Annotated in this window: 25 protein-coding genes; 7 read left to right on the forward strand and 18 right to left on the reverse strand. The window is 70.9% G+C overall.

The genetic code is table 11. The features are described 5' to 3' along the window. Positions 1-96 precede the first annotated feature (96 nt). Positions 97-1,938 carry a phosphatidylglycerol lysyltransferase domain-containing protein gene (locus tag ACIQE0_RS07785; RefSeq protein ID WP_402329842.1) on the reverse strand — a complete coding sequence of 614 codons (1,842 nt, stop codon included), beginning with the start codon at positions 1,936-1,938 and terminating at the stop codon, positions 97-99. 141 nt (positions 1,939-2,079) lie between these two features. Between ACIQE0_RS07785 and ACIQE0_RS07790 the strand changes: the two genes are divergently transcribed. Then, positions 2,080-3,195 carry an alpha/beta hydrolase gene (locus ACIQE0_RS07790; RefSeq protein WP_402329844.1) on the forward strand — a complete coding sequence of 372 codons (1,116 nt, stop codon included), beginning with the start codon at positions 2,080-2,082 and terminating at the stop codon, positions 3,193-3,195. A 132-nt stretch (positions 3,196-3,327) separates the two neighbouring features. Here ACIQE0_RS07790 and folE read toward each other — a convergent pair whose 3' ends face one another. The 6 genes from folE to dacB form a co-directional block, all read right to left on the reverse strand. Further along, positions 3,328-3,933, reverse strand: coding sequence for a GTP cyclohydrolase I FolE (folE, locus tag ACIQE0_RS07795; protein WP_366332436.1), 606 nt, complete (start codon positions 3,931-3,933; stop codon positions 3,328-3,330). Between the two features lie 106 nt (positions 3,934-4,039). Continuing rightward, positions 4,040-6,043, reverse strand: a complete 2,004-nt coding sequence (gene ftsH, locus ACIQE0_RS07800) for an ATP-dependent zinc metalloprotease FtsH (protein WP_366332437.1) — start codon at positions 6,041-6,043, stop codon at positions 4,040-4,042. Positions 6,044-6,326: 283 nt separating this feature from the next. Next, positions 6,327-6,866 (reverse strand): hypoxanthine phosphoribosyltransferase, encoded by a 540-nt coding sequence (hpt, locus tag ACIQE0_RS07805; protein WP_366332526.1) that lies wholly within the window; start codon positions 6,864-6,866, stop codon positions 6,327-6,329. Positions 6,867-6,980: 114 nt separating this feature from the next. Beyond that, on the reverse strand, positions 6,981-7,988 hold the full coding sequence (tilS, locus tag ACIQE0_RS07810) for a tRNA lysidine(34) synthetase TilS (RefSeq protein WP_402329845.1): 1,008 nt from the start codon (positions 7,986-7,988) through the stop codon (positions 6,981-6,983). A 195-nt stretch (positions 7,989-8,183) separates the two neighbouring features. Beyond that, positions 8,184-9,356, reverse strand: coding sequence for a zinc-dependent metalloprotease (locus ACIQE0_RS07815; protein WP_402329847.1), 1,173 nt, complete (start codon positions 9,354-9,356; stop codon positions 8,184-8,186). Between the two features lie 272 nt (positions 9,357-9,628). Next, positions 9,629-11,242 (reverse strand): D-alanyl-D-alanine carboxypeptidase/D-alanyl-D-alanine-endopeptidase, encoded by a 1,614-nt coding sequence (dacB, locus tag ACIQE0_RS07820; protein WP_402329849.1) that lies wholly within the window; start codon positions 11,240-11,242, stop codon positions 9,629-9,631. Between the two features lie 86 nt (positions 11,243-11,328). Here dacB and ACIQE0_RS07825 point away from each other — a divergent pair, with 86 nt between their 5' ends. After that, positions 11,329-11,820 carry an inorganic diphosphatase gene (locus ACIQE0_RS07825; RefSeq protein WP_366332528.1) on the forward strand — a complete coding sequence of 164 codons (492 nt, stop codon included), beginning with the start codon at positions 11,329-11,331 and terminating at the stop codon, positions 11,818-11,820. Between the two features lie 143 nt (positions 11,821-11,963). On the opposite strand, the gene ACIQE0_RS07830 is transcribed toward ACIQE0_RS07825, so the two are convergent. Both ACIQE0_RS07830 and ACIQE0_RS07835 read right to left on the reverse strand, forming a co-directional pair. Beyond that, positions 11,964-13,661: a threonine/serine exporter ThrE family protein gene (locus ACIQE0_RS07830; RefSeq protein WP_402329851.1), complete on the reverse strand. Its 1,698-nt coding sequence runs from the start codon at positions 13,659-13,661 to the stop codon at positions 11,964-11,966. Between the two features lie 445 nt (positions 13,662-14,106). Then, positions 14,107-14,808, reverse strand: coding sequence for a VTT domain-containing protein (locus tag ACIQE0_RS07835; protein WP_366332442.1), 702 nt, complete (start codon positions 14,806-14,808; stop codon positions 14,107-14,109). Between the two features lie 243 nt (positions 14,809-15,051). On the opposite strand from ACIQE0_RS07835, the gene ACIQE0_RS07840 reads away from it, so the two are divergent. Next, positions 15,052-15,420, forward strand: coding sequence for a YbjQ family protein (locus ACIQE0_RS07840; RefSeq protein ID WP_366332443.1), 369 nt, complete (start codon positions 15,052-15,054; stop codon positions 15,418-15,420). 103 nt (positions 15,421-15,523) lie between these two features. Here ACIQE0_RS07840 and ACIQE0_RS07845 read toward each other — a convergent pair whose 3' ends face one another. Further along, positions 15,524-16,282 carry a MerR family transcriptional regulator gene (locus ACIQE0_RS07845; RefSeq protein ID WP_366332530.1) on the reverse strand — a complete coding sequence of 253 codons (759 nt, stop codon included), beginning with the start codon at positions 16,280-16,282 and terminating at the stop codon, positions 15,524-15,526. 121 nt (positions 16,283-16,403) lie between these two features. Between ACIQE0_RS07845 and leuE the strand changes: the two genes are divergently transcribed. The 3 genes from leuE to ACIQE0_RS07860 all read left to right on the forward strand — a co-directional run bounded on the left by leuE (position 16,404) and on the right by ACIQE0_RS07860 (position 19,319). Further along, positions 16,404-17,123 (forward strand): leucine efflux protein LeuE, encoded by a 720-nt coding sequence (gene leuE / locus ACIQE0_RS07850; RefSeq protein WP_402329853.1) that lies wholly within the window; start codon positions 16,404-16,406, stop codon positions 17,121-17,123. A gap of 140 nt (positions 17,124-17,263) precedes the next feature. After that, positions 17,264-17,887, forward strand: a complete 624-nt coding sequence (wrbA, locus tag ACIQE0_RS07855; RefSeq protein ID WP_366332445.1) for an NAD(P)H:quinone oxidoreductase — start codon at positions 17,264-17,266, stop codon at positions 17,885-17,887. A gap of 16 nt (positions 17,888-17,903) precedes the next feature. After that, the gene (locus ACIQE0_RS07860) at positions 17,904-19,319 is read left to right on the forward strand and encodes a glutamate decarboxylase (RefSeq protein WP_402329855.1); all 1,416 of its coding nucleotides are present in this window, start codon (positions 17,904-17,906) and stop codon (positions 19,317-19,319) included. A 25-nt stretch (positions 19,320-19,344) separates the two neighbouring features. Here ACIQE0_RS07860 and ACIQE0_RS07865 read toward each other — a convergent pair whose 3' ends face one another. The 3 genes from ACIQE0_RS07865 to ACIQE0_RS07875 all read right to left on the reverse strand — a co-directional run bounded on the left by ACIQE0_RS07865 (position 19,345) and on the right by ACIQE0_RS07875 (position 22,466). Beyond that, a complete protein-coding gene (locus ACIQE0_RS07865; protein WP_384094150.1) occupies positions 19,345-19,893 on the reverse strand; it encodes a DinB family protein in 549 nt (182 codons plus the stop codon). Positions 19,894-20,078: 185 nt separating this feature from the next. Beyond that, on the reverse strand, positions 20,079-21,536 hold the full coding sequence (locus ACIQE0_RS07870) for an aldehyde dehydrogenase family protein (protein WP_366332448.1): 1,458 nt from the start codon (positions 21,534-21,536) through the stop codon (positions 20,079-20,081). A 66-nt stretch (positions 21,537-21,602) separates the two neighbouring features. Then, positions 21,603-22,466, reverse strand: coding sequence for a helix-turn-helix transcriptional regulator (locus ACIQE0_RS07875; RefSeq protein ID WP_366332449.1), 864 nt, complete (start codon positions 22,464-22,466; stop codon positions 21,603-21,605). A gap of 315 nt (positions 22,467-22,781) precedes the next feature. Between ACIQE0_RS07875 and ACIQE0_RS07880 the strand changes: the two genes are divergently transcribed. Continuing rightward, positions 22,782-23,291 (forward strand): ATP-binding protein, encoded by a 510-nt coding sequence (locus ACIQE0_RS07880; protein ID WP_366332450.1) that lies wholly within the window; start codon positions 22,782-22,784, stop codon positions 23,289-23,291. A gap of 97 nt (positions 23,292-23,388) precedes the next feature. On the opposite strand, the gene ACIQE0_RS07885 is transcribed toward ACIQE0_RS07880, so the two are convergent. The 5 genes from ACIQE0_RS07885 to ACIQE0_RS07905 form a co-directional block, all read right to left on the reverse strand. After that, complete coding sequence (locus ACIQE0_RS07885) at positions 23,389-23,628, reverse strand: DUF397 domain-containing protein (protein ID WP_366332451.1); 240 nt, start codon at positions 23,626-23,628, stop codon at positions 23,389-23,391. 115 nt (positions 23,629-23,743) lie between these two features. Then, positions 23,744-24,046, reverse strand: coding sequence for a hypothetical protein (locus ACIQE0_RS07890; RefSeq protein WP_402329859.1), 303 nt, complete (start codon positions 24,044-24,046; stop codon positions 23,744-23,746). 226 nt (positions 24,047-24,272) lie between these two features. Next, the gene (gene rpsR / locus ACIQE0_RS07895) at positions 24,273-24,509 is read right to left on the reverse strand and encodes a 30S ribosomal protein S18 (RefSeq protein ID WP_366332452.1); all 237 of its coding nucleotides are present in this window, start codon (positions 24,507-24,509) and stop codon (positions 24,273-24,275) included. A 117-nt stretch (positions 24,510-24,626) separates the two neighbouring features. After that, a complete protein-coding gene (locus ACIQE0_RS07900; protein WP_402329861.1) occupies positions 24,627-25,775 on the reverse strand; it encodes a CobW family GTP-binding protein in 1,149 nt (382 codons plus the stop codon). Further along, positions 25,775-26,029 carry a type B 50S ribosomal protein L31 gene (locus ACIQE0_RS07905; RefSeq protein WP_402329863.1) on the reverse strand — a complete coding sequence of 85 codons (255 nt, stop codon included), beginning with the start codon at positions 26,027-26,029 and terminating at the stop codon, positions 25,775-25,777. Before ACIQE0_RS07905 ends, ACIQE0_RS07900 begins: the two co-directional genes overlap by 1 nt. Position 26,030: the final 1 nt, after the last annotated feature.

Here is a 26,030-nt window from a genome sequence, read left to right on the forward strand (position 1 = left end):
TGTCGCAATCCACACCGAACCCGGAAGGCCCTCACCCGTTCAAGATCCCACGGCCGAGACCTGGCTCACTGTCCACAACCTCCCCGGACAGAACACCTAGGCCACCTTCTCCAACGCCCCCGCCGCCAGCACCGACTCCTCCAGGTGCTCGCAGGGCCGCGGCTCGGCGGCCCTCCTGCGGCGCAGCACCCGCGGCAGCTCCAGATACCCCTCGGCCTGGAGCGTCGCCAGGCCGATCCGCGGGATGTCCCGGCTGTTGCGGAAGACCACGAAGCGCGGCTCCCAGCGTGGCCGGAACTTGTCGTTGAACTTGTAGAGCGACTCGATCTGGTACCAGCGGGACAGGAAGACCAGCGTCCCCCGCCAGACCCGCAGCACCGGCCCCGCGCCCAGCTTCTCGCCACGCTCCAGCGACGAGCGGAACACCGCGAAGTTCAGCGACACCTGCTTGATCCGCAGCTCCGGCGCCGCCTGCAGCGCCGCGACGATCAGCAGCTCGTTCATCCCCGGGTCGGCGCTGCGGTCCCGCCGCATCAGCTCCAGCGAGATCCCGTCGCGGCCCCAGGGGACGAAGTGCTGCATCGCCTTCAGATCCCCGAACGGGCCGGGCTCCTCGCCCTCGGCCGGGGCCTGGTGCGCGGTGGCGATCACCGCGTCGCCGTCGGCCTCGGCGTCGATCCGGCCCAGCGCCATGGAGAAGCCGCGCTCGGTGTCGGTGTCCCGCCAGGCGTCCGCCGCCTTCTGGACGCGGGCCAGCTCCTCGGGTTCCAGGTCGCGCACCCGGCGGACCCGGGTGGTGTAGCCGTTGCGCTCGATCCGCTTGACCATCTGCCGCACATTGCGCATCGCCCGGCCGCTGAGGCTGAAGTCGGCGACGTCCACGATCGCCTCGTCGCCCAGCTCCAGCGCGTCCATCCCGGTCTCCCGGGTCCAGACCTGGCCGCCGGTCTCACTGCATCCGGTGACCGCCGGCGTCCACGAGTGCGCCCGCGCCTCCTCCATGAAGCGCTCGATGGCGCCCGGCCACGCCTCGACGTCCCCGATCGGGTCACCGCTGGCCAGCATCACCCCGGAGACCACCCGGTAGCAGACCGCGGCCTTGCCGGACGGCGAGAACACCGCCCCCTTGTCGCGGCGCAGCGCGAAGTAGCCCAGCGAGTCCCGGCCGCCGTGCCTGGCCAGCAGCTCCCGCAGCCGCTGCTCGTCCTCGTCCGTCAGCCGGGCCGCGGGGCGCTCGGGCCGGAAGGTGAGATACGCGGTGGTGGCCACGGTCAGCAGGCCCAGCGCGCCGAGCGAGTAGCCCACGGTGTAGTCGACGCCGTCCGTGTAGGCGACCGGCCCCTCGAAGCCGAAGAGCCCCCACAGCACGTGCTCCGCACGCGCCCCGAACGACGGCGAGCCGATCGTCCGGTGCGGATGGGAGCTGACGATCACCATGCCGATGCCGAAGCTGACCCCGCCGAGCACGACGAGGTTGGCCACCGCCCGCCAGCGGCTGCGCGGATCGGGCAGCGCGGCGAACTCCCGTCGGTACCTGATCAGGAAGCCCAGCAGCCCCAGCGACAGCACCGCCCCGAAGACCGAGTGCCGGTACACCAGCTGGGCGGCGATCCCCACCGGCAGCAGCGCCACGGCCGCGGCCCAGGCCCGCCGCTTGCGCCGCTTGAGCCCGTGGGCCAGGAGGAGGAGCAGGATGCCCACGACGAGCGAGGCGGAGGCCGCCAGCGGGCTCACCGCCCCCGGCAGCACCTCGGCCACCGCGTGCACCCGGCTGTGCCGGAAGCGTGGGAAGATTCCGGACGCCAGGTTGAGCAGGCCGACGACGACCACCGCCGTCCCCACCAGCCCCGGTACCGAGGTGGGACGCGGGCCGCGGAGCCAGCGTGGCGCAGACCACGCAACCTTCTCCGACTTTTCCCCATCTAGCCTGTTAGACATCACTTTCCCGTCGCCCCGGTCGAGAGAACGTGCGAGTCTTAGTCGCAGCATCTGGACTTTTGCGCCCTGTATGACGGCGTCACAGGGCTCGGGGTTCCACTTGCGGTCCGGATGGCCCGGCCGCCCGGAAGAAAGCACCACATGGGTCTCACCAGCAAGAAAGTGCTGCTTCTTGCCGTTCTCGTCGCGGTGGCACTGTTCGTTCTCACGATCTGGCTCTGGCCGCGGCTCTCCAAGGGCAACTGGCGCGCCGTGCTCGGCCGCATCGGCCTCCTTTTCGCCACCCAGCTCTCGCTCTTCGCGGCCGTCGGCCTGTTCGCCAACATCTCCTTCGGCTTCTACGCCTCCTGGGCCGACCTCTTCGGCCAGGAGCAGGAGCCGGGTGTGGTCACCGACTACAAGAGCGGCCCGAACGGCACCAGCCTCAAGATGCTGGGCACCGAGCGCCTGAGCATCCAGGGCGCCTCGGTCCCGGCGACGGCCGGCCGGCTGGACAAGGTCCTCATCCGCGGCGAGAAGTCCAAGATCGCCAGCCCGGCGTACGTCTACCTGCCGCCGCAGTACTTCCAGAAGAAGTACGCGAAGAAGAAGTTCCCCGCGGCCGTGATCCTCACCGGCTACCCGGGCACCGCCGAGGCGCTCTACAAGAAGCTGCACTACCCGCAGACGCAGTACGACCTGCTCCAGCAGCGCCGGGTGCAGCCGACGATCCTGGTGATGATGCGTCCGACGGTCGCACCGCCCCGCGACACCGAGTGCGTGGACATACCGGACGGCCCGCAGACCGAGACGTTCTTCGCCCATGACCTGCGTCACGACATCAGCGGCCAGTACCGCGTCGGCAAGGACGCCAAGAGCTGGGGGATCATGGGCGACTCCACCGGCGGCTACTGCGCCCTGAAGCTGACCATGCGCAACCCCGGGTCGTACTCCACCGCGGTGTCCCTCTCCGGCGACTACAAGGCGCCGATCGACGCCACCACCGGCGACCTCTTCGGCGGCAGCGCCCAGCTCAAGCGGGAGAACGACCTCCTGTGGCGGCAGAAGCACCTGCCCGCCGCCCCGGTGAACCTGCTGGTCACCAGCAGCCGGCACGGCGAGGGCAACTACAAGAACACCCTGCGGTTCATCGAGCAGACCAAGTCGCCGTCCACCGTGGCGTCGATCATCCTCGACAGCGGCGGCCACAACTTCAACACCTGGCGCCGGGAGATCCCTGCCGCCCTGGAGTGGATGGGCGGCCGCCTCCAGGCCTGATCCGCCCCGCACGACCCGGAAAAGCGGCCCGGGGTCCCGGCAGCACCTGCCACGGGCCCCGGGCCGCTTCGCCTTTCACGCCTCAGGACGTATGCCGCAGCTCGCCGTGCCGGCGGCCGGCCGGCAGCGCGCCTAGCGGGCCAGTATCAGACTCATCGCCTCGGCCCGCGTCGCGGAGTCGCGCAGCTGCCCGCGCACCGCGGAGGTCGTCGTCTTCGCCCCCGGCTTGCGCACCCCGCGCATCGTCATGCACATGTGCTCGCACTCGATGACCACGATCACCCCGCGCGGCTCCAGGATCTTCATCAGCGAGTCCGCGATCTGCGTGGTCAGCCGCTCCTGGACCTGCGGACGCCGGGCGAACACGTCGACCAGCCGGGCCAGCTTCGACAGCCCGGTGATCTTGCCGTCGGTGGACGGGATGTAGCCCACGTGCGCCACGCCGACGAACGGCACCAGGTGGTGCTCGCAGTTCGAGACCACCTCGATGTCCTTGACCAGCACCATCTCGTCATGGCCGAGGTCGAAGGTGGTGGTCAGCACGTCCTCGGGCTTCTGCCACAGCCCGGCGAAGAGCTCCTTGTACGCCCGCGCCACCCTCGCCGGCGTCTCCAGCAGGCCCTCGCGGTCCGGGTCCTCGCCCACCGCGATGAGAAGCTCGCGCACGGCGTTCTCGGCACGCTTCTCGTCAAACGTGCCGATCGCGCCCTCGACGTCCAGCGTCACAGGGTCCGTCATTGGTGCCTCGTTCCTTCTGGGCCCGCTCGAAACGCGGAAAGCCGCGCCCCCCAGGCTAAAACCTTGGGGGGCGCGGCGCGTATTCCGGGGCCTTGGGGCCGTCGGCTCAGCTCTCCGGACGCGGTTCCTCGGACGTGTCCGACTTCTCCATGGAGACCGGCGCCACCGAACCGTTGGCCGGAGCCAGCTCGCGCGGCGAGAGCACCGGCGGGCGGGTCGAGGGCGTACGGCGCGAGGAGCCGGTCCACGCCGGGCGGGCCGGACGCTTCACGATGTGCTTGAAGACCTCGGCGATCTGCTCCTTGTTCAGGGTCTCCTTCTCCAGGAGCTCCAGAACGAGGTTGTCGAGCACGTCGCGGTTCTCGACCAGGATCTCCCACGCCTCGTTGTGCGCGGTCTCGATGAGCTTCTTGACCTCCTCATCGACCAGCGCGGCGACCTCCTCGGAGTAGTCGCGCTGGTGAGCCATCTCACGGCCCAGGAACGGCTCGGAGTTGTCCGTGCCGAACTTGATCGCGCCCAGCCGCTCGGTCATGCCGTACTGCGTGACCATCGCGCGGGCCGTGGCGGTGGCCTTCTCGATGTCGTTGGCGGCACCGGTGGTCGGGTCGTGGAAGACCAGCTCCTCCGCCGCGCGGCCGCCCAGCATGTACGCCAGCTGGTCGAGCATCTCGTTGCGGGTGGTGGAGTACTTGTCCTCGTCGGGCAGGACCATGGTGTAGCCCAGCGCCCGGCCGCGGGACAGGATCGTGATCTTGTGGACCGGGTCGGAGTTCGGCGAAGCCGCCGCGACCAGGGCGTGACCGCCCTCGTGGTACGCGGTGATCTTCTTCTCCTTCTCGGACATGATCCGGGTCCGCTTCTGCGGACCGGCCACGACGCGGTCGATCGCCTCGTCCAGGAAGTGGTTGTCGATCAGCTTCTTGTCGCTGCGGGCCGTGAGCAGCGCGGCCTCGTTCAGGACGTTGGACAGATCGGCACCGGTGAAGCCGGGGGTGCGCTTGGCGACGGCCGAGAGGTCGACGTCCGGCGCGACCGGCTTGCCCTTCTGGTGGACCTTGAGGATCTCCAGCCGGCCCTGCAGGTCCGGACGGTCGACGGCGATCTGCCGGTCGAAACGGCCGGGGCGCAGCAGCGCCGGGTCGAGGATGTCCGGGCGGTTGGTGGCGGCGATCAGGATCACGCCGCCCTTCACGTCGAAGCCGTCCATCTCGACGAGCAGCTGGTTCAGCGTCTGCTCGCGCTCGTCGTGGCCACCGCCGAGGCCCGCACCGCGGTGCCGGCCGACGGCGTCGATCTCGTCGACGAAGACGATCGCCGGGGCGTTCGCCTTGGCCTGCTCGAAGAGGTCGCGGACCCGGGAGGCACCGACACCGACGAACATCTCGACGAAGTCGGAGCCGGAGATCGAGTAGAACGGCACGCCTGCCTCACCCGCGACAGCGCGCGCGAGCAGCGTCTTGCCCGTTCCGGGCGGGCCGTAGAGCAGCACACCCTTGGGGATCTTGGCGCCGACGGCCTGGAACTTCGCCGGCTCCTGGAGGAACTCCTTGATCTCGTGGAGCTCCTCGACGGCCTCGTCGGCACCCGCGACGTCCGAGAACGTCGTCTTGGGGGTGTCCTTGGTGATCAGCTTCGCCTTCGACTTGCCGAAGTTCATCACCCGGGAGCCGCCGCCCTGCATCTGATTCATCAGGAACAGGAAGACAACCACGATGAGTACGAACGGCAGCAGTGACAGCAGCACGCTGACGAACGGGTTCTGCTTCGACGGGGCGACGGTGTAACCGTCCTTGATCTCGCCCGTCTGGTACTTGGCCTGCAGGTTCTTCGCCAGGTCAACGCCCTGGTCGCCGATGTAGCTGGCCTGGATCTTGTTGGAACCGGAGATCTTGTAGTCCCCGGTCAGCTCGACCTTGATCTTGTTCTCGTCGCCGGTGGTCAGCTCGGCGGACTTCACCTTGTTGTCAGCAATCGCCTTGACGACCTGACCGGTGTCCACCGTCTTATAGCCGCCGGACGAGCCGACGACCTGCATCAACACGACCACGGCGAGGACGGCCAGCACGATCCACATGACCGGCCCACGGAAGTATCGCTTCACGTCCATCCATACGGAGCCGCGTAAGGCCCCGTCCCTCCTGCCACAGTGAGGCACAACGCCCTCGGGAGGGCTGGTCGTGCGTACGGTGTGTGTTGCTCGCCCGAAAACAGACTGCCTTCGGACGGTACCCCAGCATTGTCACCCGGCGCCTGTGCCGACGGGGACCAATGAAGGCGGGGATTCCCCTCTTCCTGCTCCAACGGCGGGAAACCCCGAAGGGTTCCCGCCGGTGGCACGGGCCGTCCGGACCTGCGTCCGGCCGCGGCGGCCGGTGAGCGCGGGGTTGCTCTCAGCCGCCGTACACGTGGGGCGAGAGGGTACCGACGAACGGCAGATTGCGGTACTTCTCCGCAAAGTCCAGGCCATAGCCCACGACGAATTCGTTGGGAATGTCGAAGCCGACCCACTTCACGTCGAGCGAGACCTTGGCCGCCTCCGGCTTCCGCAGCAGCGTGCAGACCTCCAGCGACGCGGGCTCGCGCGAACCGAGGTTGGACAGCAGCCACGACAGCGTCAGGCCCGAGTCGATGATGTCCTCGACGATCAGGACGTGCCGGCCCTTGATGTCGGTGTCCAGGTCCTTCAGGATCCGGACCACACCGGAGGACTGGGTGCCCGCGCCGTAGGAGGACACGGCCATCCAGTCCATCGTGACGGGGGAGGACAGCGCACGCGCCAGATCCGCCATCACCATCACCGCGCCCTTGAGGACGCCGACGATGAGCAGGTCCTTGCCCGCGTACTCCGCGTCGATCTTCGCAGCCAGCTCGGCCAGCTTGGCGTCGATCTCTTCCTTGCTGATGAGTACCGACTGAAGGTCGGAGCCCATGTCCTTGTCGTCCACCCGTGCCACTCTCGCTCGGTTCGGTGTGCAGATCGGTCGCGGAGCTCACGAAACGGGAACCGTCGCGAGATCACGCAGCAGGGCTCGTTCTCCTGCGGCTCAGCCCTGCCGAATGACCAGTCTGCCACCCTGCCGACGCACACCGACGCGCCCGGGGAGGTTGATGGCCCCCTGCCCCCTCCAAGCAGTGATCAGCCGGTCGACTTCCTCGATGTGCCGGGCGAAGAGCGAACCGGCTGGTGAACCGGCCGCGACGACCGCCCGGCGCAGCACCCGCCGGCGCACCGCGGCCGGCAGGGCGAAGAGCGCGGCGACGTCGAGGGTGCCGGCATCGTCGCGCACCGTGGCCGCGGCGTCGGCGGCCCAGGAGTCCAGTGCGTCGGCGTCGTCACGGGAGAGCCGGGCGGTCCGCGCCAGGGCCTCGACGACGCCTTTGCCGAGGCACTTCTCCAGGGCGGGCAGCCCCTCGTGCCGCAGCCGTGAGCGGGTGTAGGCGGGGTCGGTGTTGTGGGGGTCGTCCCAGACGGGCAGCGCCTGGATGAGGCATGCCGTACGGGCGGTCTGCCGGTCGACGTCCAGGAACGGGCGGCGGTAGCGGCCGTTGGTCCCGGTGGTCGCGGCCATGCCGGAGAGCGAGCGGATCCCGGATCCGCGGGCCAGGCCGAGGAGGACGGTCTCCGCCTGGTCGTCGCGGGTATGGCCGAGGAGGACCGCGCTGGCGCCATGGCGGTCGGCGGTGGCGTCCAGGGCGGCGTAGCGGGCGTCCCGGGCGGCCGCTTCGGGGCCGCCGGCCCGGCCCACCTCGACGCCGACGACGTCGACGGGATCGAGCTTGAGCGCCCGCAGGCGCAGGGCGACCTCGGCGGCACGGAGGTCGGAGCCTTCCTGGAGGCCGTGGTCGATGGTCACGCCCCCGGCGCGGACGCCCAGTTTCGGGGCTTCGAAGGCGAGGGCGGAGGCGAGCGCCATGGAATCGGCGCCGCCGGAGCAGGCGACGAGCACGAGCGGCGCGTCGTGCCGGTCCTGCACGCAGTGGTGGTTGAGCACGTCGTGGAGTACGCGGCGGACCGCCAGGCGTATCGCGGCGACCGCTGGATGGGGACCCATGTCCGTTTCCAATCGTTCAGCTGGGGGACGAGCCTCGGGTCGTGGACGATATTTCGTCACACAGAGTGTCTAGATGGTGACAGAGACGAGCAGTTCCCCGAGCATTGCACGCCTATCCCTCGGTCACGGTCCCTCAGAAGGGTGATTGAAGGGGCGCTCTTCTGCCGCACGGCGTGCCCAGCTCGCGCCCTGCGCTTACGGTGTCCCGTCGGCCTTGCGGTGCACCCGCGCGACCCAGTCCGCCGGTTTGGCGATCTCCTGTTTGGTGGGGAGGGTGTTCGGCGACGTCCAGATCCGGTTGAAGCCGTCCATGCCGACCTCCTCGACGACCGACCGCACGAAGCGCTCGCCGTCACGGTACTGCCGCAGTTTCGCATCCAGCCCCAGCAGCTTCCGCAGCGCCTGGTCCAGCCGGCCCGCCCCGCTGGCCCGCCGCTTCTGGAACTTCTCCCGGATCTCCGCCACCGAGGGCACCACCTCGGGGCCCACCCCGTCCATGACGAAGTCGGCGTGCCCCTCCAGGAGCGACATCACCGCGGTCAGCCGCCCGAGGATCTCCCGCTGCACGGGCGTCTGCACCAGGTCCACCAGCGACCGGCCCTCGTCCCGCTCCTCGCCCTCCGGCTTGGCGCCGGCCAGCGACTGGGCGGCCTCCCGCAGCCGCTCCAGCAGCGTCCCCGGGTCGATGTCGGTCTCCGCGAGGAAGGACTGGATCTCCCCCTCGATGTGGTCCCGCAGCCAGGGCACGGCGCTGAACTGGGTCCGGTGGGTCTCCTCGTGCAGGCACACCCAGAGCCGGAAGTCGTGCGGCGCCACGTCGAGTTCGCGCTCCACGTGGACGATGTTCGGCGCCACCAGCAGCAGCCGGCCGCCCTGCGCCCCGGCCGGCAGGTCCCGCGACGCCGGGGCGAACGTCTCGTACTGGCCCAGCACCCGCGAGGCCAGGAACGACAGCAGCATGCCCAGCTCCACGCCGGTGACCTTGCCGCCGACCGCGCCGAGCACCGCACCACCGGGCGTCGAGGACCGCCGGTCCTCCATCTTGGCGAGCAGCGGCTTGAGCACCGCCCGGAAGCCGGCGACGTTGGCCCGGATCCAGCCGGGCCGGTCCACCACCAGGACGGGGGTGTCGTGGGGTGGCGGTGCGGTCCTGGCCGGGTCGCCGTCCGGCGCCGCCTCCACGCCGGGCGGGGCCATCCGGGTGAAGCCGCGGACGTGTGCCTCGGACGACTTGGCGTGCCGGCGCAGCTCGGCGACGATCGCCCGTGCCTCGTCCCGGCTGACGTCCGGCCCCGGCCGGACGAAGCGGGTCGCGGTCGCCACCGCGAGATTCCAGTCGACCATCTCGGTTCCACCGATGCTCGTCATGGGTTCACCGTACGGGGGCGTTTCGCCGGGGGGTAGCGGATCGCCTGCGGCGGGCTGCTTCCCACGTTGTCGGCCGGCCCGCCGTGGGGGCGCTGTCTCTTGCGCCTGCGGCGCGGGCCGTTGTCCGCTGCGCGGGGCTTGTCGGCCGCGGTGCCGGGTCTGTGGGTGGTTGGGGGTGTGTCCGGACTGCTGCGCTCTACGTCCGGACACACCCCCAGCCCCCCAGACCCGTCCCCTCCCGTTTGTGGGTGGTTGGGGACGGTCCTGGTGGGTCAGCGGCAGCCGCAGTTGGCGACCGTGGAGGCCATGTGGTCCAGGGCCTTCTGGGCGGACTGGGGGTCGGTGGTGCCGGTGGTCATGAAGGCGAAGGCGAGGAGGCGGCCGTCGGCGTCGACGACGGTGCCGGCGAGGCTGTTGACGCCGGTGAGGGTGCCGGTCTTGGCGCGTACGGTGCCGGCGCCGGCGGTGTCGCCCACGTAACGGCTGCTGAGGGTGCCGGTGAACGCGGCCACCGGGAGGCCGGTGACGACCGCGCGGAGTTCGGGCTTGCTGGGGGCGGCGGCGAGCAGCAGGAGGTGCGAGAGGAGGTTCGCGGAAACCCGGTCGGCGCGGTTCAGTCCGCTGCCGTCCTCGAAGACCGCGCCGGCCAGCGGGAGATGCTGGGCGGCCAGTGCGTCGTGCACCGCCTTGGCCGCGCCGGCGAAGCTGGCGGGCCGGTGTGCGCCGAGGGCGGCCTGGCGGGCCAGCGCCTCGGCGATGTCGTTGTCGCTGTGGGTCAGCATCCGCTCGACGAGGGCGGAGAGGGGGAGGGAGCGGACGACGGCGATCCGGTCCGGCTTCTTGGGGGCGCGGGCCTCGGCGGGGTCGCCGTCGACGGTGATCCCGCGCTCCTTGAGCAGGCCCGCGAAGGTGCGGGCGGCATCGCCCGCCGGGTCGGTGGAGCGCGGTGCGGGACCGTGGTCGCTGTCGTCGAGGCGGCCTTCGTCGACCATCAGGGGGGTGACCGGGGCGATGTTCTCGTTGGGGCTGATGGGGTGCAGGACGGGTCCTGTGTAGGCGGAGGCGTCGTAACCGAGGCCGACGGTGGTGAGCCTGCGCTGTTTGAGCGCGCGGGCGGTGGCGTCGGCGAGGTCGCGCAGGTTGGCCGGCCGCTCACCGGGGCCGGGGCGGGCCGCCCGGGCGGTGAGGGTCGGGTCGCCGCCGCCGACCAGGACGATCCGGTTCTTGCCGGCCAGCACCACGCCGGTGTCGATGCGGTGCTCGGCGCCGCGCAGGGAGAGCGCGGCCACCGCGGTGGCGAGCTTGACCGTCGAGGCGGGGGTGGCCGGCGCGTCCGGCTTCTCGCCGAAGACCTGCCGGCCGGCCCCGACGTCCACCACGGACGCGGTCCGCAGCGAGCCCAGCGCCGGGTCCGCCAGCAGCGGCGCCAGCGCGTCGGCCAGCCCCGCGTCGGTGGGGAGCGGCGCCGCGCCGCGGCCCGCGGAACCCCGTACGGGCCCGCCGAGCGCGGTCAGCACGGCCGGGGCGCTGGGCGCTGGCCGGGGCGCCCGGTCGTCATCGTGATGCTCGCCACCTGTTGCCGGACCGGGGTTCGCCACGGCCCGCTCGGCCGTACGCTGACCGGAGTCCCACGGCCCGGCTGCCGCCACCGCGGTGACCGCGACCGCCAGACCGGTGGCAGCGGACACCGCAGTCAGCTGCCAGGTCTGCCGCGTATGCCGCGGTGCGGTCTGCCAGGTCTGCCAGGTGGCGTTCGACGTCGCCTGCGCAGCACGCTGCGCGGACCGCGCAGCGGTACGTGCGGAACGCCCGGCCCGGCGTGCCGCCACCCGAGCGGAACGCTGCGCCGACTGCCATCTGACCTGCCACTTTCGGGTCTCGGGCACCTCGGACCAGCCCCTTTCGCCACCACACACCTGCGTGGGGGACACTTAATCACCAGACGTATGTGTTGATCATGGAGGAGCCACCCGTGGAGTTCGACGTCACCATCGAGATCCCGAAGGGTTCGCGGAACAAGTACGAGGTGGACCACGAGACCGGTCGGATCCGCCTGGACCGTCGACTCTTCACCTCGACCAGCTACCCGGCCGACTACGGCTTCGTCGAGAACACCCTCGGCGAGGACGGCGACCCGCTGGACGCGCTGGTCATCCTGGACGAGCCGACCTTCCCCGGTTGCCTCATCAAGTGCCGCGCCATCGGCATGTTCCGCATGACGGACGAGGCCGGCGGCGACGACAAGCTGCTGTGCGTGCCCGCCTCCGACCCGCGTGTGGAGCACCTCCGCGACATCCACCACGTCTCGGAGTTCGACCGCCTGGAGATCCAGCACTTCTTCGAGGTCTACAAGGACCTGGAGCCCGGCAAGTCCGTCGAGGGCGCCGACTGGGTCGGCCGCTCCGACGCCGAGGCCGAGATCGAGCGCTCCTACAAGCGCTTCGAGGCGCAGGGCGGGCACTGACCCGACCGGAGCCGAACCGGCGGGCATGCGGGGTTCTCCGGAGCCCCGCACACCCGCCGGCGCGCTCTGATTTTCCTACGCGAACGGGCGGCACCCGTCTGGGCGCCGCCCGTCGTCCGTGTCGCGGTGCGCTGCTCGGCCCTTTAGAACCCGCGGGTCCGCTTGGCCGCGCGGCGGCCGCCGCCGGCCTCGGCGAGCACCGGGGCCCGCAGGAAGAGCCGGGCCACCTCGCCGCCGAGGTTGACCCCGACGGCGATCGCCAGCGCCAGCGAGGCGGCCTTGACCAGCGCGGCAAAGCCTTCCAGCAGGTTTCCCTGGGCGAAGTTGAGCAGCCCGAAGTAGGTCGCACTACCGGGGAGCAGCGGCCCGATCGCCGCGGTCACGTAGGGCAGCGCGGAGGCGTAGCGGTACCGGGAGAGCAGCTGGCCGAAGAGGCCGACGAGCCCGGCGGCGATGGCGGTGGAGGGCACCGCGTTGAAGCCGGCGGTGGCGGTCAGCGCCCCGTACACCACCCATGCGACCCCGCCGTTCAAGGTGGCGAACGCGACGGTGTGCCGCTCCTGTTGGAGCAGCACGCAGAACGCCAGCGCCAGCAGCATCGACGCCGCGGTCTGCACCAGCGGCTCGTTGTAGTGCCGCAGCGCCTGCTCCGGGTTGAGCCGCTGGAGCCCCGGGTCCAGTTGGAGCCCGATGTAGAGCACGGACAGCACGCCGACGACGATGCCGACGATCAGGTAGCCGACCTCCAACAGGCGTGCCGAGGCGGTGATGTAGTAGCCGGTCAGCCCGTCCTGCACGCTGGCGACCAGTGCCCGCCCCGGGATCAGGGCGAACAGCCCACCGGTGATCACCGCGGAGGACTGCACGTTGGACTGCGCCAGAGCGAAGACGAGACCTATCCCGGCCGGCGGCATCGCCGCGACCACGAACTGGTAGAACTCCGGCAGCCCGCGCGCCGACGCCAGCCAGGCGAGCCGGTCGCCGAGCATCGAACCGATCGCCGCCGCGACGAACACCAGCAGCCCGCCGCCGACCAGCATGCTCGCCGCGCCGGAGAGCAGCCCGGAGGCCACCGTCAGCGCCCAGCTCGGATACGGGTGCCGGTTACGCCGGATCTCCGCCAGCCCGCGGTACGCCTCCTCCAGGCTGAGCCCCTCCGAGGTGATCTCGTCGACTAGCCGGAAGACCGCCGACAGCCGGGTGTAGTCCACGCCGCGCCGCCGCACCGTGCGGCTGGCGGTCAGCGGATCGTCCACCAGCGACGGCTGGTACGAGATCGACAGCAGGGTGAAGGTGACGGTCGGCTCGACCCGCTCCAGCCCGTAGGCGTGCGCCACACCGAACATCGCCGCCTCAACGTCCTCGGCGCCCTCGCCGCCGGCGAGCAGGATCTCGCCGATACGCAGCGTCAGGTCGAGGACGCGGGGGACGGGCGGGCCGCCGTCCTCCTCCTCGGTGCGCTCCGCCCGCTCGGGGACCGGCCGTTCGTGGATCGGCATCCGCAGCATGGTGCGCATCCGGTCCTGCCACGGCGCTTCCTTGGTCAGGCTCAGCACCGGGATGCCGTGCGGCGGGGTGAACCCCGGGAACGGGGTCTGCCCGGTGGTGCTCCCCGGCGGGGCGAACGCCGAGCCCTCGGGCTCCGTCGGTGCCTCCGCCCGCAGCCCCTCCGGCAACGCGAACTCCGAGGTGGGGTGCTCCTCCTCGGGCGGCGACGGCAGCGGAACGCCCAACGGCGGAGTGAAGGCGCTGCGCCCCTCGTCCCCTTGTGGCTTGCGTTCCTCGGGGATCTCCGAGGTGCCGTTGCCGTTGCTGCTGCCGCGTGGTGAATCCGACGCCACGTCTCTCCGCTCCTCCTGCCTACGCCTCCCGCCGACGGGTCATGCACACGATGCCCCATCCGGGAACACCGCGCTCCCCCGGGCCCCCTCCCGCGATGCCCCGTCTCCTGATGTACGGTCACCGAACGGCCTCCGCGTACCCACAGGCGTACGGGGCATGTGCACGGTCAGACGATCGCGGCGGAACGGGGAGCACCCCGCGCCCGGACCGCGGAAGAGCACGCGTGGGCGGACGGGCCCACCCCCGGACGGCCACCGACGAGGCCGGGGCCCGGGAAGCGCCGCACCATGGCGGACGGACCCACCGGCGGCAGCACGGCGGGAAGCCGAAGCGGGAAAACCCCACAGGAGAGCCGAGGCCCCACGGCGCGCCGATGAGCGCCCGTCGAAACGCCCGGCGCAGCGCCGCAGCGCTCAGCTCGGCGTCAGAAGGCCCGGCGCGGTGTCAGCGCTTCGCGTGCCGCCCGCGGCCCTGCGGCGCTCGCGGAGCGGCCGCGGCATCGGTCACCGCGCCCGCCGGCTCGTTCTTCGCCTTGCCCCGCGCCCGCAGGAACTCGATGACGATCGGCACCACGGAGATCAGCACAATCGCCACAAGCATCAGCTCGATGTGCTTGTGCACAAACTCGATGTTGCCGAGCGCGGCGCCCAGCAGCGTCACGCCGGCACCCCACAACGTCCCCCCGATGACGTTGAAGGTGATGAAGGAGCGGTAGTTCATCCGGCTCACGCCCGCGATGATCGGCGTGAACGTCCGGACGATCGGCACGAACCGGGCCAGGATCAGCGACTTGGGGCCGTGCTTCTCGAAGAAGGCGTGCGCCTTCTCGACGTTCTCCTGCTTGAACAGCCGGGAGTCGGGCCGCTTGAAGAGCGAGGGTCCGACCTTCCGCCCGAAGAGGTAGCCGGCCTGGTCACCCAGTACGGCGGCCAGCACCACCAGCGCGCACACCATCCACAGCGGCTTGTCCATCGTGCCGGTCGTCACCATCAGGCCCGTGGTGAACAGCAGCGAGTCCCCCGGCAGGAAGAAGCCGATCAGCAGCCCGGACTCCGCGAAGACGATCAGCAGGACGCCTATCAGGCCGAAAGTCGTGATCAGGTAGTCCGAGTCCAGCCACTGGGGGCCGAGCGCGAGAGTATTCACGGGGTGAAGGCTCCTGGGTCGAGGGCGCCCGGCTCGCGCGGCGCGACGAGCGGAAGCAAGGATGCAGGCGCAGTGTGCGGCCCAAAGCTATCAACGCACTATGACGCCCCATGGTTCCAGCCGTGCCTTGGGGCCAACGGCCCGCATCGCACCAGTTCAGGCCGCCCCACCCGACCGCCGCCGACCGCTGGCCGCTCCCGCCGGCCGGGACGATCCTGGCCGGGAGAACAGGAGGTGCCGGCCATGGGCATCGAAGAGTACGGCGGCGGACAGCCGGCGCAGTCGGACGTCCTGGTCGTGACGACCAACGACGTACCGGGGTTTCACGTGAAACAGGTGATCGGCGAGGTCTTCGGCCTCACCGTCCGCTCCCGGCACCTCGGAAGCCAGATCGGCGCCGGCCTGAAGTCGATGATCGGCGGCGAGCTGCGCGGCCTGACCAAGACCCTCGTCCAGACCCGCAACCAGGCCATGGAGCGCCTGGTGGAACAGGCCCGCTCCCGTGGCGCGAACGCGGTCCTGATGTTCCGCTTCGACGTCACCGAGGCCGCGGACGTCGGCACGGAGGTCTGCGCGTACGGCACGGCCGTGGTCCTGGAACCCCAAAGCTGAGCGGGCGTCGAAGCCGAGCACCTCGCGGAGCCGGCGGGGCACCCCGAAGGATGCCCCGCGGTGAGCAAGGGGGCGGGGGACGGCCCCCGGCCCCGCCCGTCCCTCACACGTTCCGCACCGCGTTCGCCAGCATCGCGTCCCGCATGTACACCGCCAGCCCCGGCCGGATCGCCTCGTAGGTGGCGGTGAACCGCTCATCCGCGACGTACATCTCGCCGAGCCCGGTGTGGATCTCGTAGCTGCACTCGTAGTAGCCGCGGCCGATGAACCGCCGGTGCTCCTCGGCGACGTCCATCGCCGCCTCGGAGTCCGCCGGCACCCCCTGCGCGAGCAGGTCCGCCATCTTCTGGTGGAGGGCGTCGAACTCCTCCTTCAGCCGCTTCCAGTCGTCCTTGGTGTACGCGGCCGTCCGGCGCTGCGACTCCTTGTAGGGGTCGGTGCCGCCCCAGCGCCGCTCCGCCTCGGCGGCGTACTGGTCGGGGTCGAAGTCGCCGAAGACCTCGAACTTCTCCTCCGGTGTGAGCCGTACGTTCATCCTGCGTGCCTCCATGGCGTGTTCGACGGCGACGGCCATCTTCCGGAGCTTCTCGATCCGCGTGCTCAGCAGCTCGTGCTGGCGCCGCAGATGCTCCTGCGGGTCCGCGTGCGGATCGTCCAGAAGGGCCGCCACCTCGTCGAGCGGAAAGCCGAGTTCCCGGTAGAACAGGATCTGTTGGAGCCGGTCCAGGTCGGCGTCGCCGTAGCGGCGGTGCCCCGCCTGACTGCGTTCGCCGGGCACCAGCAGCCCGATCTCGTCGTAGTGGTGCAGAGTGCGCACCGTGACACCGGCGAACTCCGCGACCTGGCCTACCGAATAGCTCACTTCCGCTCCCTCGTCGGTCATCGGTACGCGCTTCACGATGGCTCCTCACGCCGCGTGAGGTGCAAGTCCGGATTCTGAAAGGCAGATGAGGCGGCGGATCGGCGGGTGAGATCCTCCGCGCATGTTCGGAATAACGGATCTGCCCACGTATCTGGCGGGCCTCGCCCTGATCATTCTGCTGCCGGGGCCGAATTCGCTGTATGTCGTCTCGGTGGCGGCCCGGCGCGGCCGCCGGGTGGCGTACCGGGCCGCGGCGGGCGTGCTGTGCGGCGACACGGTGCTGATGACGCTGTCCGCGGGCGGAGTGGCCTCGCTGTTGAAGACCAGCCCGGTGCTGTTCGGCATCGTGAAGTTCGCCGGCGCCGGCTATCTGACGTGGCTGGCGGCCGGGATGCTGCGCGGCGCCTGGTCGTTGTGGCGCGGCGGCCGGGCCTCCCGTAAGGCCCTGCGGGACGGGGTCGCCCAGCAGGCGGGCCAGGCGGCGCTCGCGACGGACGGGGCGGACGGGGCGGACGGGGATACGGCCAAGGCGGCCGCCGAACGGCCGTTCCGCCGGGCGCTGGTGGTCAGCCTGCTCAACCCGAAGGCGATCCTGTTCTTCATCTCCTTCTTCGTGCAGTTCGTCGACCCCTCCTATGCGCACCCGGTGCTGTCGTTCCTGGCCCTCGGCGCCTGGGCGCAGTTGTTCAGCCTCAGCTACCTGTCGCTGCTGATCTTCGGCGGGACGTATCTGGCGGCGACCTTCCGCCGCCGCAAGCGGCTGACCGCCGGGCTGTCCGCGGGCGCCGGCGCCGCCTTCCTCGGCTTCGCCGCGAAGCTGTCGCTCGCCAGCGCGAGCTGACGGTACGGACCGGCGTCCGCGCGCCGGCGCCCCGAGCGGGCCGGGTCCACGGGGCCCGGCCCGCTCGGGCTTCCACTGGGCGAACCCTGGAGGCCCTTCACCCCCTATGCCCGTATTGTCGGGTTCAAGGAGGTGCGTCCATGCCCGTGCACGACGTCAACGTCGCCGTCATCTACTACTCGTCGACCGGCACCATCGCCGAACTGGCCCGGCTGCTCGCCGACTCCGCCGAGCACGCGGGCGCCGACGTACGGCTGCGCCGCGCCGCCGAACTCGCCCCGCAGGCGGCCATCGACTCCAACCCCGCCTGGGCCGCCAACGCCGCCGCCACCGCCGACATCCTGGAAGCCACCCACGACGACGTCCTCTGGGCGGACGCGGTGCTCCTGGGCTCCCCCACCCGCTTCGGCAACGTGGCCTCCCAGCTCAAGCAGTTCCTGGACACCCTGGGCGGCCTCTGGCAGCAGGGCCGGCTGGCCGACAAGGTCTACAGCGGCTTCACCGCCTCCATGACCCCGCACGGCGGCCAGGAGTCCACCCTTCTGGCGATGTACCACACCGTCCACCACTTCGGCGGCATCCTCATCGCCCCCGGTTACACGGACCCCGCGAAGTTCACCGACGGCAACCCCTACGGCACCTCGCACGTCGGCGGCCCGGACACCCCGGTGGACGCCGCCGCCCGCGCCGCGGCCCGCGTCCAGGCGGAGCGGGTGGTGCGGTTCACCAAGGCCATCAAGGCCGGCCTGGCCGCGACGAGTTGACGAAAGGCCGCAGCAGATGTCCCTCCACAGAGGCGCCCGCGAACGCGAACACGAGCGCCCCGCGCGCCCCGTGAACCCCTTCTACGGCGAGGCCGACCCGGTCGCCGGCATGGACACCGAACCGCCCCGGCACACCCTCCCCGACGGCCCGATCTCCCCGCACGCCGCCTACCAGTTCGTCCACGACGAGCTGATGCTGGACGGCAACGCCCGGCTCAACCTCGCGACCTTCGTCACCACGTGGATGGAGCCGACGGCCGACGTCCTGCTGTTGGAATGCCGGGACAAGAACATGATCGACAAGGACGAGTACCCGCGCACCGCCGAGCTGGAGCAGCGCTGCGTGGCCATGCTCGCCCACCTGTGGCACGCACCCGATCCGCACACCGCCATCGGCTGCTCCACCACCGGCTCCAGCGAGGCCTGCATGCTCGCCGGCATGGCCCTCAAACGCCGCTGGACCCAGCGCAACCGGGACCGCTATCCCGGCACCGCCCGCCCCAACCTCGTCATGGGCGCCAACGTCCAGGTCTGCTGGGAGAAGTTCTGCAACTTCTGGGAGGTGGAAGCCCGCCAGGTCCCCATGGAGGGCGACCGCTTCCACCTCGACGCGGACACCGCCGTCGCGCTCTGCGACGAGAACACCATCGGCGTCGTCGCCGTCCTGGGCTCGACCTTCGACGGCTCCTACGAGCCGGTGGCGGAGATCTGCGCGGCGTTGGACGCCCTCCAGGAACGCACCGGTCTGGACATCCCGGTGCATGTGGACGGCGCGTCCGGCGGCATGATCGCCCCGTTCCTCGACCCCGACCTGGAGTGGGACTTCCGCCTCCCCCGGGTGGCCTCCATCAACACCTCCGGCCACAAGTACGGCCTGGTCTACCCCGGCGTCGGCTGGGCCCTGTGGCGCGAACAGGACGCGCTCCCCGAGGAACTGGTCTTCCGCGTCAACTACCTGGGCGGCGACCTGCCGACCTTCGCCCTCAACTTCTCCCGGCCGGGCGCCCAGGTCGTCGCCCAGTACTACACGTTCCTGCGGCTGGGCCGGGAGGGCTACCGCGCCGTCCAGCAGGCCACCCGCGACGTGGCCTGCTCGATGGCCGAACGGATCGCCGCACTGGGCGACTTCCGGCTCCTCACCCGGGGCGACCAGCTGCCGGTCTTCGCCTTCACCACCGCCGACGACATCACCGCCTTCGACGTCTTCGACGTGTCCCGGCGGATGCGGGAGCGCGGCTGGCTGCTGCCCGCCTACACCTTCCCGCCCGACCGCCAGGACCTCTCGGTCCTCCGGGTGGTCTGCCGCAACGGCTTCTCCATGGACCTCGCCGACCTCTTCATGGCCGATCTGAAGCAGCTGCTCACCGAACTCCGCCGCCAGACGGCCCCGTTGGACCGCCCGGAGAACATCGCCACGGCCTTCCACCACTGAACGGACCGCGGGCGGCCGCGGGGCGCTACCCCGCCCGCGCCGCCCGCTCCTGCGCCACCAGCTCGAAGGCCGTCTTGCCGTCCAGGGATTCCCGGACGATGTCGGCGTGGCCCGCGTGCCGGGCGGTCTCCTCGATCAGGTGCAGCAGCAGCCACCGCATGGACTGCCGGCCGTCCTTCGGGAACCACGGGGCCTCGGGCAGCGGGAAGGTGTCGTCGAGGCTCGGCACGGCACGCACGAACTTCTCCGTCTCGGCCGCGACCCCCTCCCAGAACTCCAGCATCCCCGCGACGCTCTCGCCGTCCTGGAGCTGGAAGCCCAGGTGCCAGTTGCTCTGATCGCGCGGAACGGCGTGTTCCCGTCCCTGGGCGAGCTCCACCCAGCGCTGCTCGACCTCCGCGACATGCTTGATCAGCCCGCCCACGGACAGCTCACCGGCGCTCGGCCGCTGCTTGGTCTGCTCGTCGGTCAGCCCCAGAGCCGCCCGTCGCAGCCCGCCGCGCTGCGCCTCCAGGAAAGCCAGCAGTGCACCGCGCTCGTCGCCGTGTGCCTCGGCAGGAACATGAGTGGGCATGGGATCCACCTTTCGTCACGCCGGCGGCACGCTCACCGCCGCTGGGCCGGTACCGAACCGTCCGGCCCCTTCCGACACGGATCACGCTAGGGACCGCCTAGGACAGGTGGTGTCCTAATAGGGCGCCGGACCCACCCCGTTCCCGACCTCTTCGACGGCGCCCGGCTCCTCCCGCGGGCGCGCCCTCACAGCGGGAACGTCGACCGCCCGTGCTGGATCGACAGCCACTTCTGCGTGGTGAACGCCTCGACCGTGGACTCGCCGTTCAGCCGCCCGGTCCCGGAGAACTTCTCCCCGCCGAACGCCACCTGCGGCTCGTCCTGCACCGTCCCGTCGTTGACGTGGATCATCCCGGTCTCTATCCGCTGGGCCATCCGCGCCCCGCGCTCCACATCGGCGGTGTGCACCGCCCCGCTGAGCCCGTAGGGGGTGTCGTTGGCGATCCGCACCGCCTCCTCCTCGCCGTCGAACGGCACCAGCAGTGCCACCGGTCCGAGCAGCTCCTGACCGTGCAGGGCGGAGTCCGCGGGCAGCCCGGCCAGGACGGTCGGCTCGACGAGGTTGCCCTCCGTGCGGCCGCGCAGCAGCGCGGTGGCGCCCTCGGCTATCGCCCGGTCGACCAACGAGGTCAGCGCCTCCGCCTGGAAGGTGTTGATCAACGGGCCGATCTGGGTGCGCGGATCGCGCGGATCGCCGGTCCGCAGCGCCGCCACCCTGGCCACGAACTTCTCGGTGAACTCGGCCTCCACCGCGCGGTCCAGCAGCACGCGGTTGGCCGCCATACAGACCTGTCCCTGATAGAGGAACCGGCTGAAGACCGCGGCGTCCACCGCGTAGTCGACGTCGGCGTCGTCCATCACGATCAGCGCGCTGTTGCCGCTGAGTTCGAGGATCACCCGCTTGAAGTGCCCTGCGCTGACCGACGCGACGTGCCGGCCGACCTTGTCCGATCCGGCGAACGAGATCACCCGGGGCACCGGGTGCTCGATCAGCGCGTCCCCGATCTCCGCGATGTCGGTGACCAGCACGTTGAGCAGCCCGTCCGGCAGCCCCGCGTCCTGGAACAGCTTGGCGATCAGCCCGCCGCCGGTGATCGGGGTGTTCTGGTTGGGCTTGATGACCACGGCGTTGCCCAACGCCAGCGCCGGGGCAGCGGACTTCAGGGAGATCAGGAACGGGAAGTTGAACGGGCTGATCACCCCTATCACCCCGACCGGCCGGGTGTAGACGCGGTTCTCCTTGCCGTCCACCGGCGAGGGCAGTATCCGGCCCTGCGGCCGCAGGGCGAGCCCGATCGCCTCGCGGACGAACTCCTTGGCGAGCCCGACCTCGTACTCCGCCTTGCTCCGGGTGCCGCCCAGTTCGAGGATGAGCGCCTCGACGATCTCCTCCTCGCGCTCCTCGATCAGGCGCAGCAGCCGCTCGGTGACCTTCCGCCGGTCGTAGGGGTTCCGCAGTGCCCAGTCCCGCTGCGCCCGCTCGGCGGCGCGGTAGGCCGCATCGACCTGATCCACGCCGGCGACCGTGATCGACGCCAGCTTCTCCTGGTCGTAGGGGTTGAAATCGATGATGTCCCACGAGCCACTGCCGGCCCGCCACTCACCGTCGATGAACTGGTAGGCCAGGTCTGCGAAGAAGGACATGGCATCCCTACTCTGTGCGGCACTGCTCTGCGGGGGGGGCTGATCCGGCGTCATCCTACTGCCGGGTCAGGTGAGTTGGAGTAGACCTCGCAGGAGATCCCTGGTGGCCGAGGAGTCCGGACTGTCCTCCTGGAGCCGGTCCATCGCCCGCTCGTACTGCGCGACCTCCTCCGCCTTGTCCACGTAGAGCGCGCTGGTGAGCTGCTCCAGATAGACGACGTCGGAGAGGTCGGACTCCGGGAAGCGCAGCATGGTGAACGCCCCGCTCTCCCCCGAGTGCCCGCCGAAGTTGAACGGCATCACCTGGAGCCGCACGTTGGGCCGCTCCGAGATGTCGATCAGATGCTTCAACTGCCCCCGCATCACCGCCCGTCCGCCGTACGGCCGGCGCAGCGCCGCCTCGTCCAGGACGCAGTGCAGCTGCGGCGCCCGCTCCGAGACCAGCAGCTTCTGGCGCTCCTGGCGCAGGGCGACCCGGCGCTGGACGTCGTCCGCCGACGCGCCCGGCATACCGCGCGAGACCACCGCGTGCGCGTACTCCTCGGTCTGCAACAGCCCGTGGACGAACTGGACTTCGTAGACGCGGATGAGGGACGCCGCCCCCTCCAGGCCCACATACGTCTGGAACCATCCCGGGAGCACATCGCCGTAACTGTGCCACCACCCGGCGACGTTCGCCTCCTTGGCCAGTGCGAGCAGCGCCTCCCGCTCCTGCTCGTCGCTCACGCCGTAGAGCGTGAGGAGATCTGCGACATCGCGTGCCTTGAAGCTCACCCTGCCCAACTCCATGCGACTGATCTTCGATTCGGACGCACGGATCGAGTAGCCGGCCGCTTCACGGGTTATCCCGCGCGATTCACGCAGCCGGCGGAGCTGCGACCCGAGCAGGATTCGCCGCACCACCGACCCGCCCGACTCACTTGCGGACACCTCTCTGACCCTCCTGTGACCCCACCCCGTCCAACAGTGGGGCGCAGTCTGCCATGTTCAGGCTTCGTTCAGTGCTCATCTGGTTACTGATATGTGCCGCCCCCGCAAGCCCTCCACAAGAAATCACAGGAAGAATACGGCGGTTATGCGTCCAGCCCTACGCAATCGCGTCAGCTGCACGTGCATCTGCCCTTGCATCTGCCCTACGCATTGGGAACCATAGGCGTCGCACGCATGCACGCTCGTGAAAGATCCGCCTGATCCCCGGCTGACCGGCCTGGGTCATGACGTCCGCGAACGCCAGGAGTGCCTCGCATGGGGACCAAGGTTTCGACCATGCTCGACTTCGAGCCGTTATGGCAGGGTTTCCCTCCCGTCGACCCCTTGGCCGTCTCCGGTTCCGCCTCCTGCCCGCTCCCGCCGCGCTACGAATCCGTCGGCGGCGCCCGGAAGTTCACCTGCGACACGCTCACCGGCTGGGGGCTGGAGGAGCTCTGCGACGGCGTCGCCCTGGTGGTCTCCGAGCTCGTCACCAACGCGCTGCGGCATGCGGTCCTCGCCGCCCCGGAACACCCCGGATTCGGCACCGGCTTCATGGACACCGACCTGCCCGCCCGGCTCCATCTGATGCGCTGGTCCTCCCGGCTCGTCTGCGCGGTGCGGGACCCCAGTGACGCCTCGCCCGAGGCCGGCGAGGCGGACTCCGCCGCCGAATCGGGCCGCGGGCTCTATCTGGTGGACTCCTTCAGCGACAGCTGGGGCTGGCACCGCCTCCCCGGAGGCCGGCACGGCAAGATCGTGTGGGCCCTCTTCCGGGTGCCGTAGCGCGGCCGGGCGCGGCCCGCGCCCCGGAGTCCCGCTCCAACGCATCGGGCGCCCGCTTGCCGCGGGCGCCCGTTTTCCGTGCTCGGCCCCGCCGCGCTCAGTCGCGCACCAGGTGGTCGAACTCGCCGTCCTTCACGCCCAGCAGCATCGCCTCGACCTCGGCCGGCGTGTAGACCAGCGCCGGACCGTCCGGGAAGCGGGAGTTGCGGACGGCTATGTCGCCGCCCGGCAGCTTGGCGAACTCCACGCAGGACCCCTGGGAGTTGCTGTGCCGGCTCTTCTGCCACCGCACATCGCGGAGATCCGTTGCGGCCATGCCGTTGTATGCGTGGGGCACAGGGCTCTCCCGGTGGTGAACAGTGATAGACGATGTCAACTGCCCGGGATCATAGCTGCGTTCACATGCGGATGCATGCGCAGATGCACGTGCACGACAGGGGGTGCCGGGCCGGTCACATTTTGTTGAGCACCCTGCCCGCGCCCGCCGTCGCGATCGCCCGCCGCCCTCCGCCCCTCACGCGGTGCGCCTGCACCTGATACGGGTCGTCAGGGTCGAAACCCTCGTGGACAAAGAAGAGACGTGTGCCGCGCCCTTCGGGTTCCAGGGTCCAGGCGAGGGCCCGGTCGGCGCGGTCGTCCTGGCCCTCGTCGGCGCCCTGCCGGCGCGGCCGCAGCCACCGCCCGGTCTCGTAGCCGACGACCTCGGCGATGACCGTGTCGGAGAAGCCGGCGTTCGGCCGGGGCAGCGTCCGCATCTCGATGGGGGCCCCTGCTCATTGAGAGCTTGGGTGGGGGTCCCCCTGCTCTTTAAGAGCTTGAGTGGGTTCCCCTCTGCTTATTAAGCGCTTGGGGGAGGGCGGGAGCGGCATTCGCACCTCCCGAAATAGGCAGGAGATTCCCTACGCGTTAAAACGTAGGGAATCTCCTACCGGTCGCGAGGGGGCGCCGGCCGCCAGGGGTGCCGGCCCTCGCGAGGTCACCTCACCGCGAGGAGTACGGCAGCAGCGCCATCTCCCGGGCGTTCTTGATCGCGCGGGCCAGCTGCCGCTGCTGCTGGGGCGTGACCCGGGTCACGCGATGGCTGCGGATCTTGCCGCGGTCCGAGAGGAACTTCCGCAGCAGATCGGTGTCCTTGTAGTCGACGGTGGTGATACCGGCCGCGTCCAGCGGGTTGGGGCGGGGCGCGGCCTTATGGCGCGAATCGTTCCGGCGGGGCATGACAGAGCTTCCTTCTGCGGGCTTCTACGGACGGACGGACCGGTTCCGGGTGGGAAAACGGCCGGTTCACGGGGGGGGATCGGTGCGGGCCGGCGGAGGCGGTCCCGCGGTGCGGCGTCACGACACCGGGTCGAGCAGCTCGTCGAAGGCCGGCGACAGGCCCTTCCAGGCCGTCCGGCCGCCCGCGTACTCGGCGTCGGTGAGCAGGCAGGACTCCAGCAGGGCGCGCAGCCCGTCGCGGTCCAGCCCGGGCGAGGTGAAGACCAGGTGCTGGCCGCGGTCCCCGTGCTCGGGGTGCCAGTCCAGCGCGGCGGCGGCGCGGCGAGCCGGCGGCACCAGCTCCCAGGCGGCGTCCGGCAGCGCGGCCAGCCACGGCCCGGTGTTCTCCACGCACAGCGCACCGCCCGCGGCGTCCCAGGACAGCAGGGTGTCCGGCCGGTCGGCCAGCCAGAACCGGCCCCGGCTGCGCGCCGCCGCGCAGGCCAGGTCCTCCAGCGCCGCGTAGAGCCGCGCCGGATGGAAGGGCCGGGCACCGCGCCAGACGTACGTGGCCACACCGGCCTCGTCCGCCTCCTGCGGCAGCAGCGCACAGGCCGGGTGCTGCCGCAGCGCGGCGGCCTCCACATCGAAACCGGCCAGTGCGGCGGCGGCCAACTCCACGGATTCCACGGCTACTTGGCGGGCCGTGGGGTGCAGTTGCGCCAGCAGCGCGCGGTCGGCGTCGTCGGCGGCCTCCTCCCCCGTGGCCAGCGCCAGCACCGGCGCGTACTCCAGTTGCCGGGCCCAGGTGTCGGCGACCGTGCGCCGGTCGGAGGCGGCGACCGCCAGACCGGCCTCGGCCAGGTCGTCGCCGCAGCCGAGGCTGGGCAGCAGCAGCGCCGGGTCGACCGCCGTGAGCACGCCGGTCAGCGCCAGGCTCCCGCCGCCGCACGAGGCGATCACCTCGGCCATCGCCTTCGGCTCGACCGAGTCCCACAGCTCGACGATCGCCAGCCGGCAGGTCCGGCCCGCGGCCAGCCGCTTCAGCTCGGGCACCAGGTCCTCGCGCAGCGCACAGCAGGCGCAGTCGTTGACCAGCGGCGCCTCGCCGGCATCCAGCGTGCCGCCGGCGTCGCGGACGGTGCGCCGCACGGTGCCGTCGGCCGCGAAGGACAGGTCGTGGTGGAGGGCGACGCTGCCGGGGACGGTCCGCAGCAGCTGCTCGACGGCGGCCCGCCGGGCGTCCGCGTGCAGCCCGCCCACCAGCGCGACGCTCAGCGGCTCCATCAGCGGGCCCCGCGCTTGCCGTACCGGCGCTCGAACCGCTCGACCCGGCCGGCGGTGTCCAGCACCCGGGCGGCGCCCGTGTAGAAGGGGTGGCTCGCCGAGGAGATCTCGACGTCGACGACGGGATAGGTGTTGCCGTCCTCCCACTCGACCGTCTTGTCGCTGGTCATGGTCGAACGGGTCAGGAAGGCGAAGTCCCCGGCCCGGTCGCGGAAGACGACGGGCCCGTAGGCGGGGTGGATTCCGGGCTTCATC

It is taken from the genome of Streptomyces sp. NPDC093097 (assembly GCF_044754325.1).
In the GTDB taxonomy this organism is placed as follows: Bacteria; Actinomycetota; Actinomycetes; order Streptomycetales; family Streptomycetaceae; genus Streptomyces.

Coding starts and splice junctions, on each gene's coding strand:
- ACIQE0_RS07785 (WP_402329842.1), bottom strand. CDS start 1,938: ATGTCTAACAGGCTAGATGGGGAAAAGTCGGAGAAGGTTGCGTGGTCT.
- ACIQE0_RS07790 (WP_402329844.1), top strand. CDS start 2,080: ATGGGTCTCACCAGCAAGAAAGTGCTGCTTCTTGCCGTTCTCGTCGCG.
- folE (WP_366332436.1), bottom strand. CDS start 3,933: ATGACGGACCCTGTGACGCTGGACGTCGAGGGCGCGATCGGCACGTTT.
- ftsH (WP_366332437.1), bottom strand. CDS start 6,043: ATGGACGTGAAGCGATACTTCCGTGGGCCGGTCATGTGGATCGTGCTG.
- hpt (WP_366332526.1), bottom strand. CDS start 6,866: ATGGGCTCCGACCTTCAGTCGGTACTCATCAGCAAGGAAGAGATCGAC.
- tilS (WP_402329845.1), bottom strand. CDS start 7,988: ATGGGTCCCCATCCAGCGGTCGCCGCGATACGCCTGGCGGTCCGCCGC.
- ACIQE0_RS07815 (WP_402329847.1), bottom strand. CDS start 9,356: ATGACGAGCATCGGTGGAACCGAGATGGTCGACTGGAATCTCGCGGTG.
- ACIQE0_RS07840 (WP_366332443.1), top strand. CDS start 15,052: ATGGGCATCGAAGAGTACGGCGGCGGACAGCCGGCGCAGTCGGACGTC.
- leuE (WP_402329853.1), top strand. CDS start 16,404: ATGTTCGGAATAACGGATCTGCCCACGTATCTGGCGGGCCTCGCCCTG.
- wrbA (WP_366332445.1), top strand. CDS start 17,264: ATGCCCGTGCACGACGTCAACGTCGCCGTCATCTACTACTCGTCGACC.
- ACIQE0_RS07860 (WP_402329855.1), top strand. CDS start 17,904: ATGTCCCTCCACAGAGGCGCCCGCGAACGCGAACACGAGCGCCCCGCG.
- ACIQE0_RS07865 (WP_384094150.1), bottom strand. CDS start 19,893: ATGCCCACTCATGTTCCTGCCGAGGCACACGGCGACGAGCGCGGTGCA.
- ACIQE0_RS07870 (WP_366332448.1), bottom strand. CDS start 21,536: ATGTCCTTCTTCGCAGACCTGGCCTACCAGTTCATCGACGGTGAGTGG.
- ACIQE0_RS07880 (WP_366332450.1), top strand. CDS start 22,782: ATGGGGACCAAGGTTTCGACCATGCTCGACTTCGAGCCGTTATGGCAG.
- ACIQE0_RS07890 (WP_402329859.1), bottom strand. CDS start 24,046: ATGCGGACGCTGCCCCGGCCGAACGCCGGCTTCTCCGACACGGTCATC.
- rpsR (WP_366332452.1), bottom strand. CDS start 24,509: ATGCCCCGCCGGAACGATTCGCGCCATAAGGCCGCGCCCCGCCCCAAC.
- ACIQE0_RS07900 (WP_402329861.1), bottom strand. CDS start 25,775: ATGGAGCCGCTGAGCGTCGCGCTGGTGGGCGGGCTGCACGCGGACGCC.
- ACIQE0_RS07905 (WP_402329863.1), bottom strand. CDS start 26,029: ATGAAGCCCGGAATCCACCCCGCCTACGGGCCCGTCGTCTTCCGCGAC.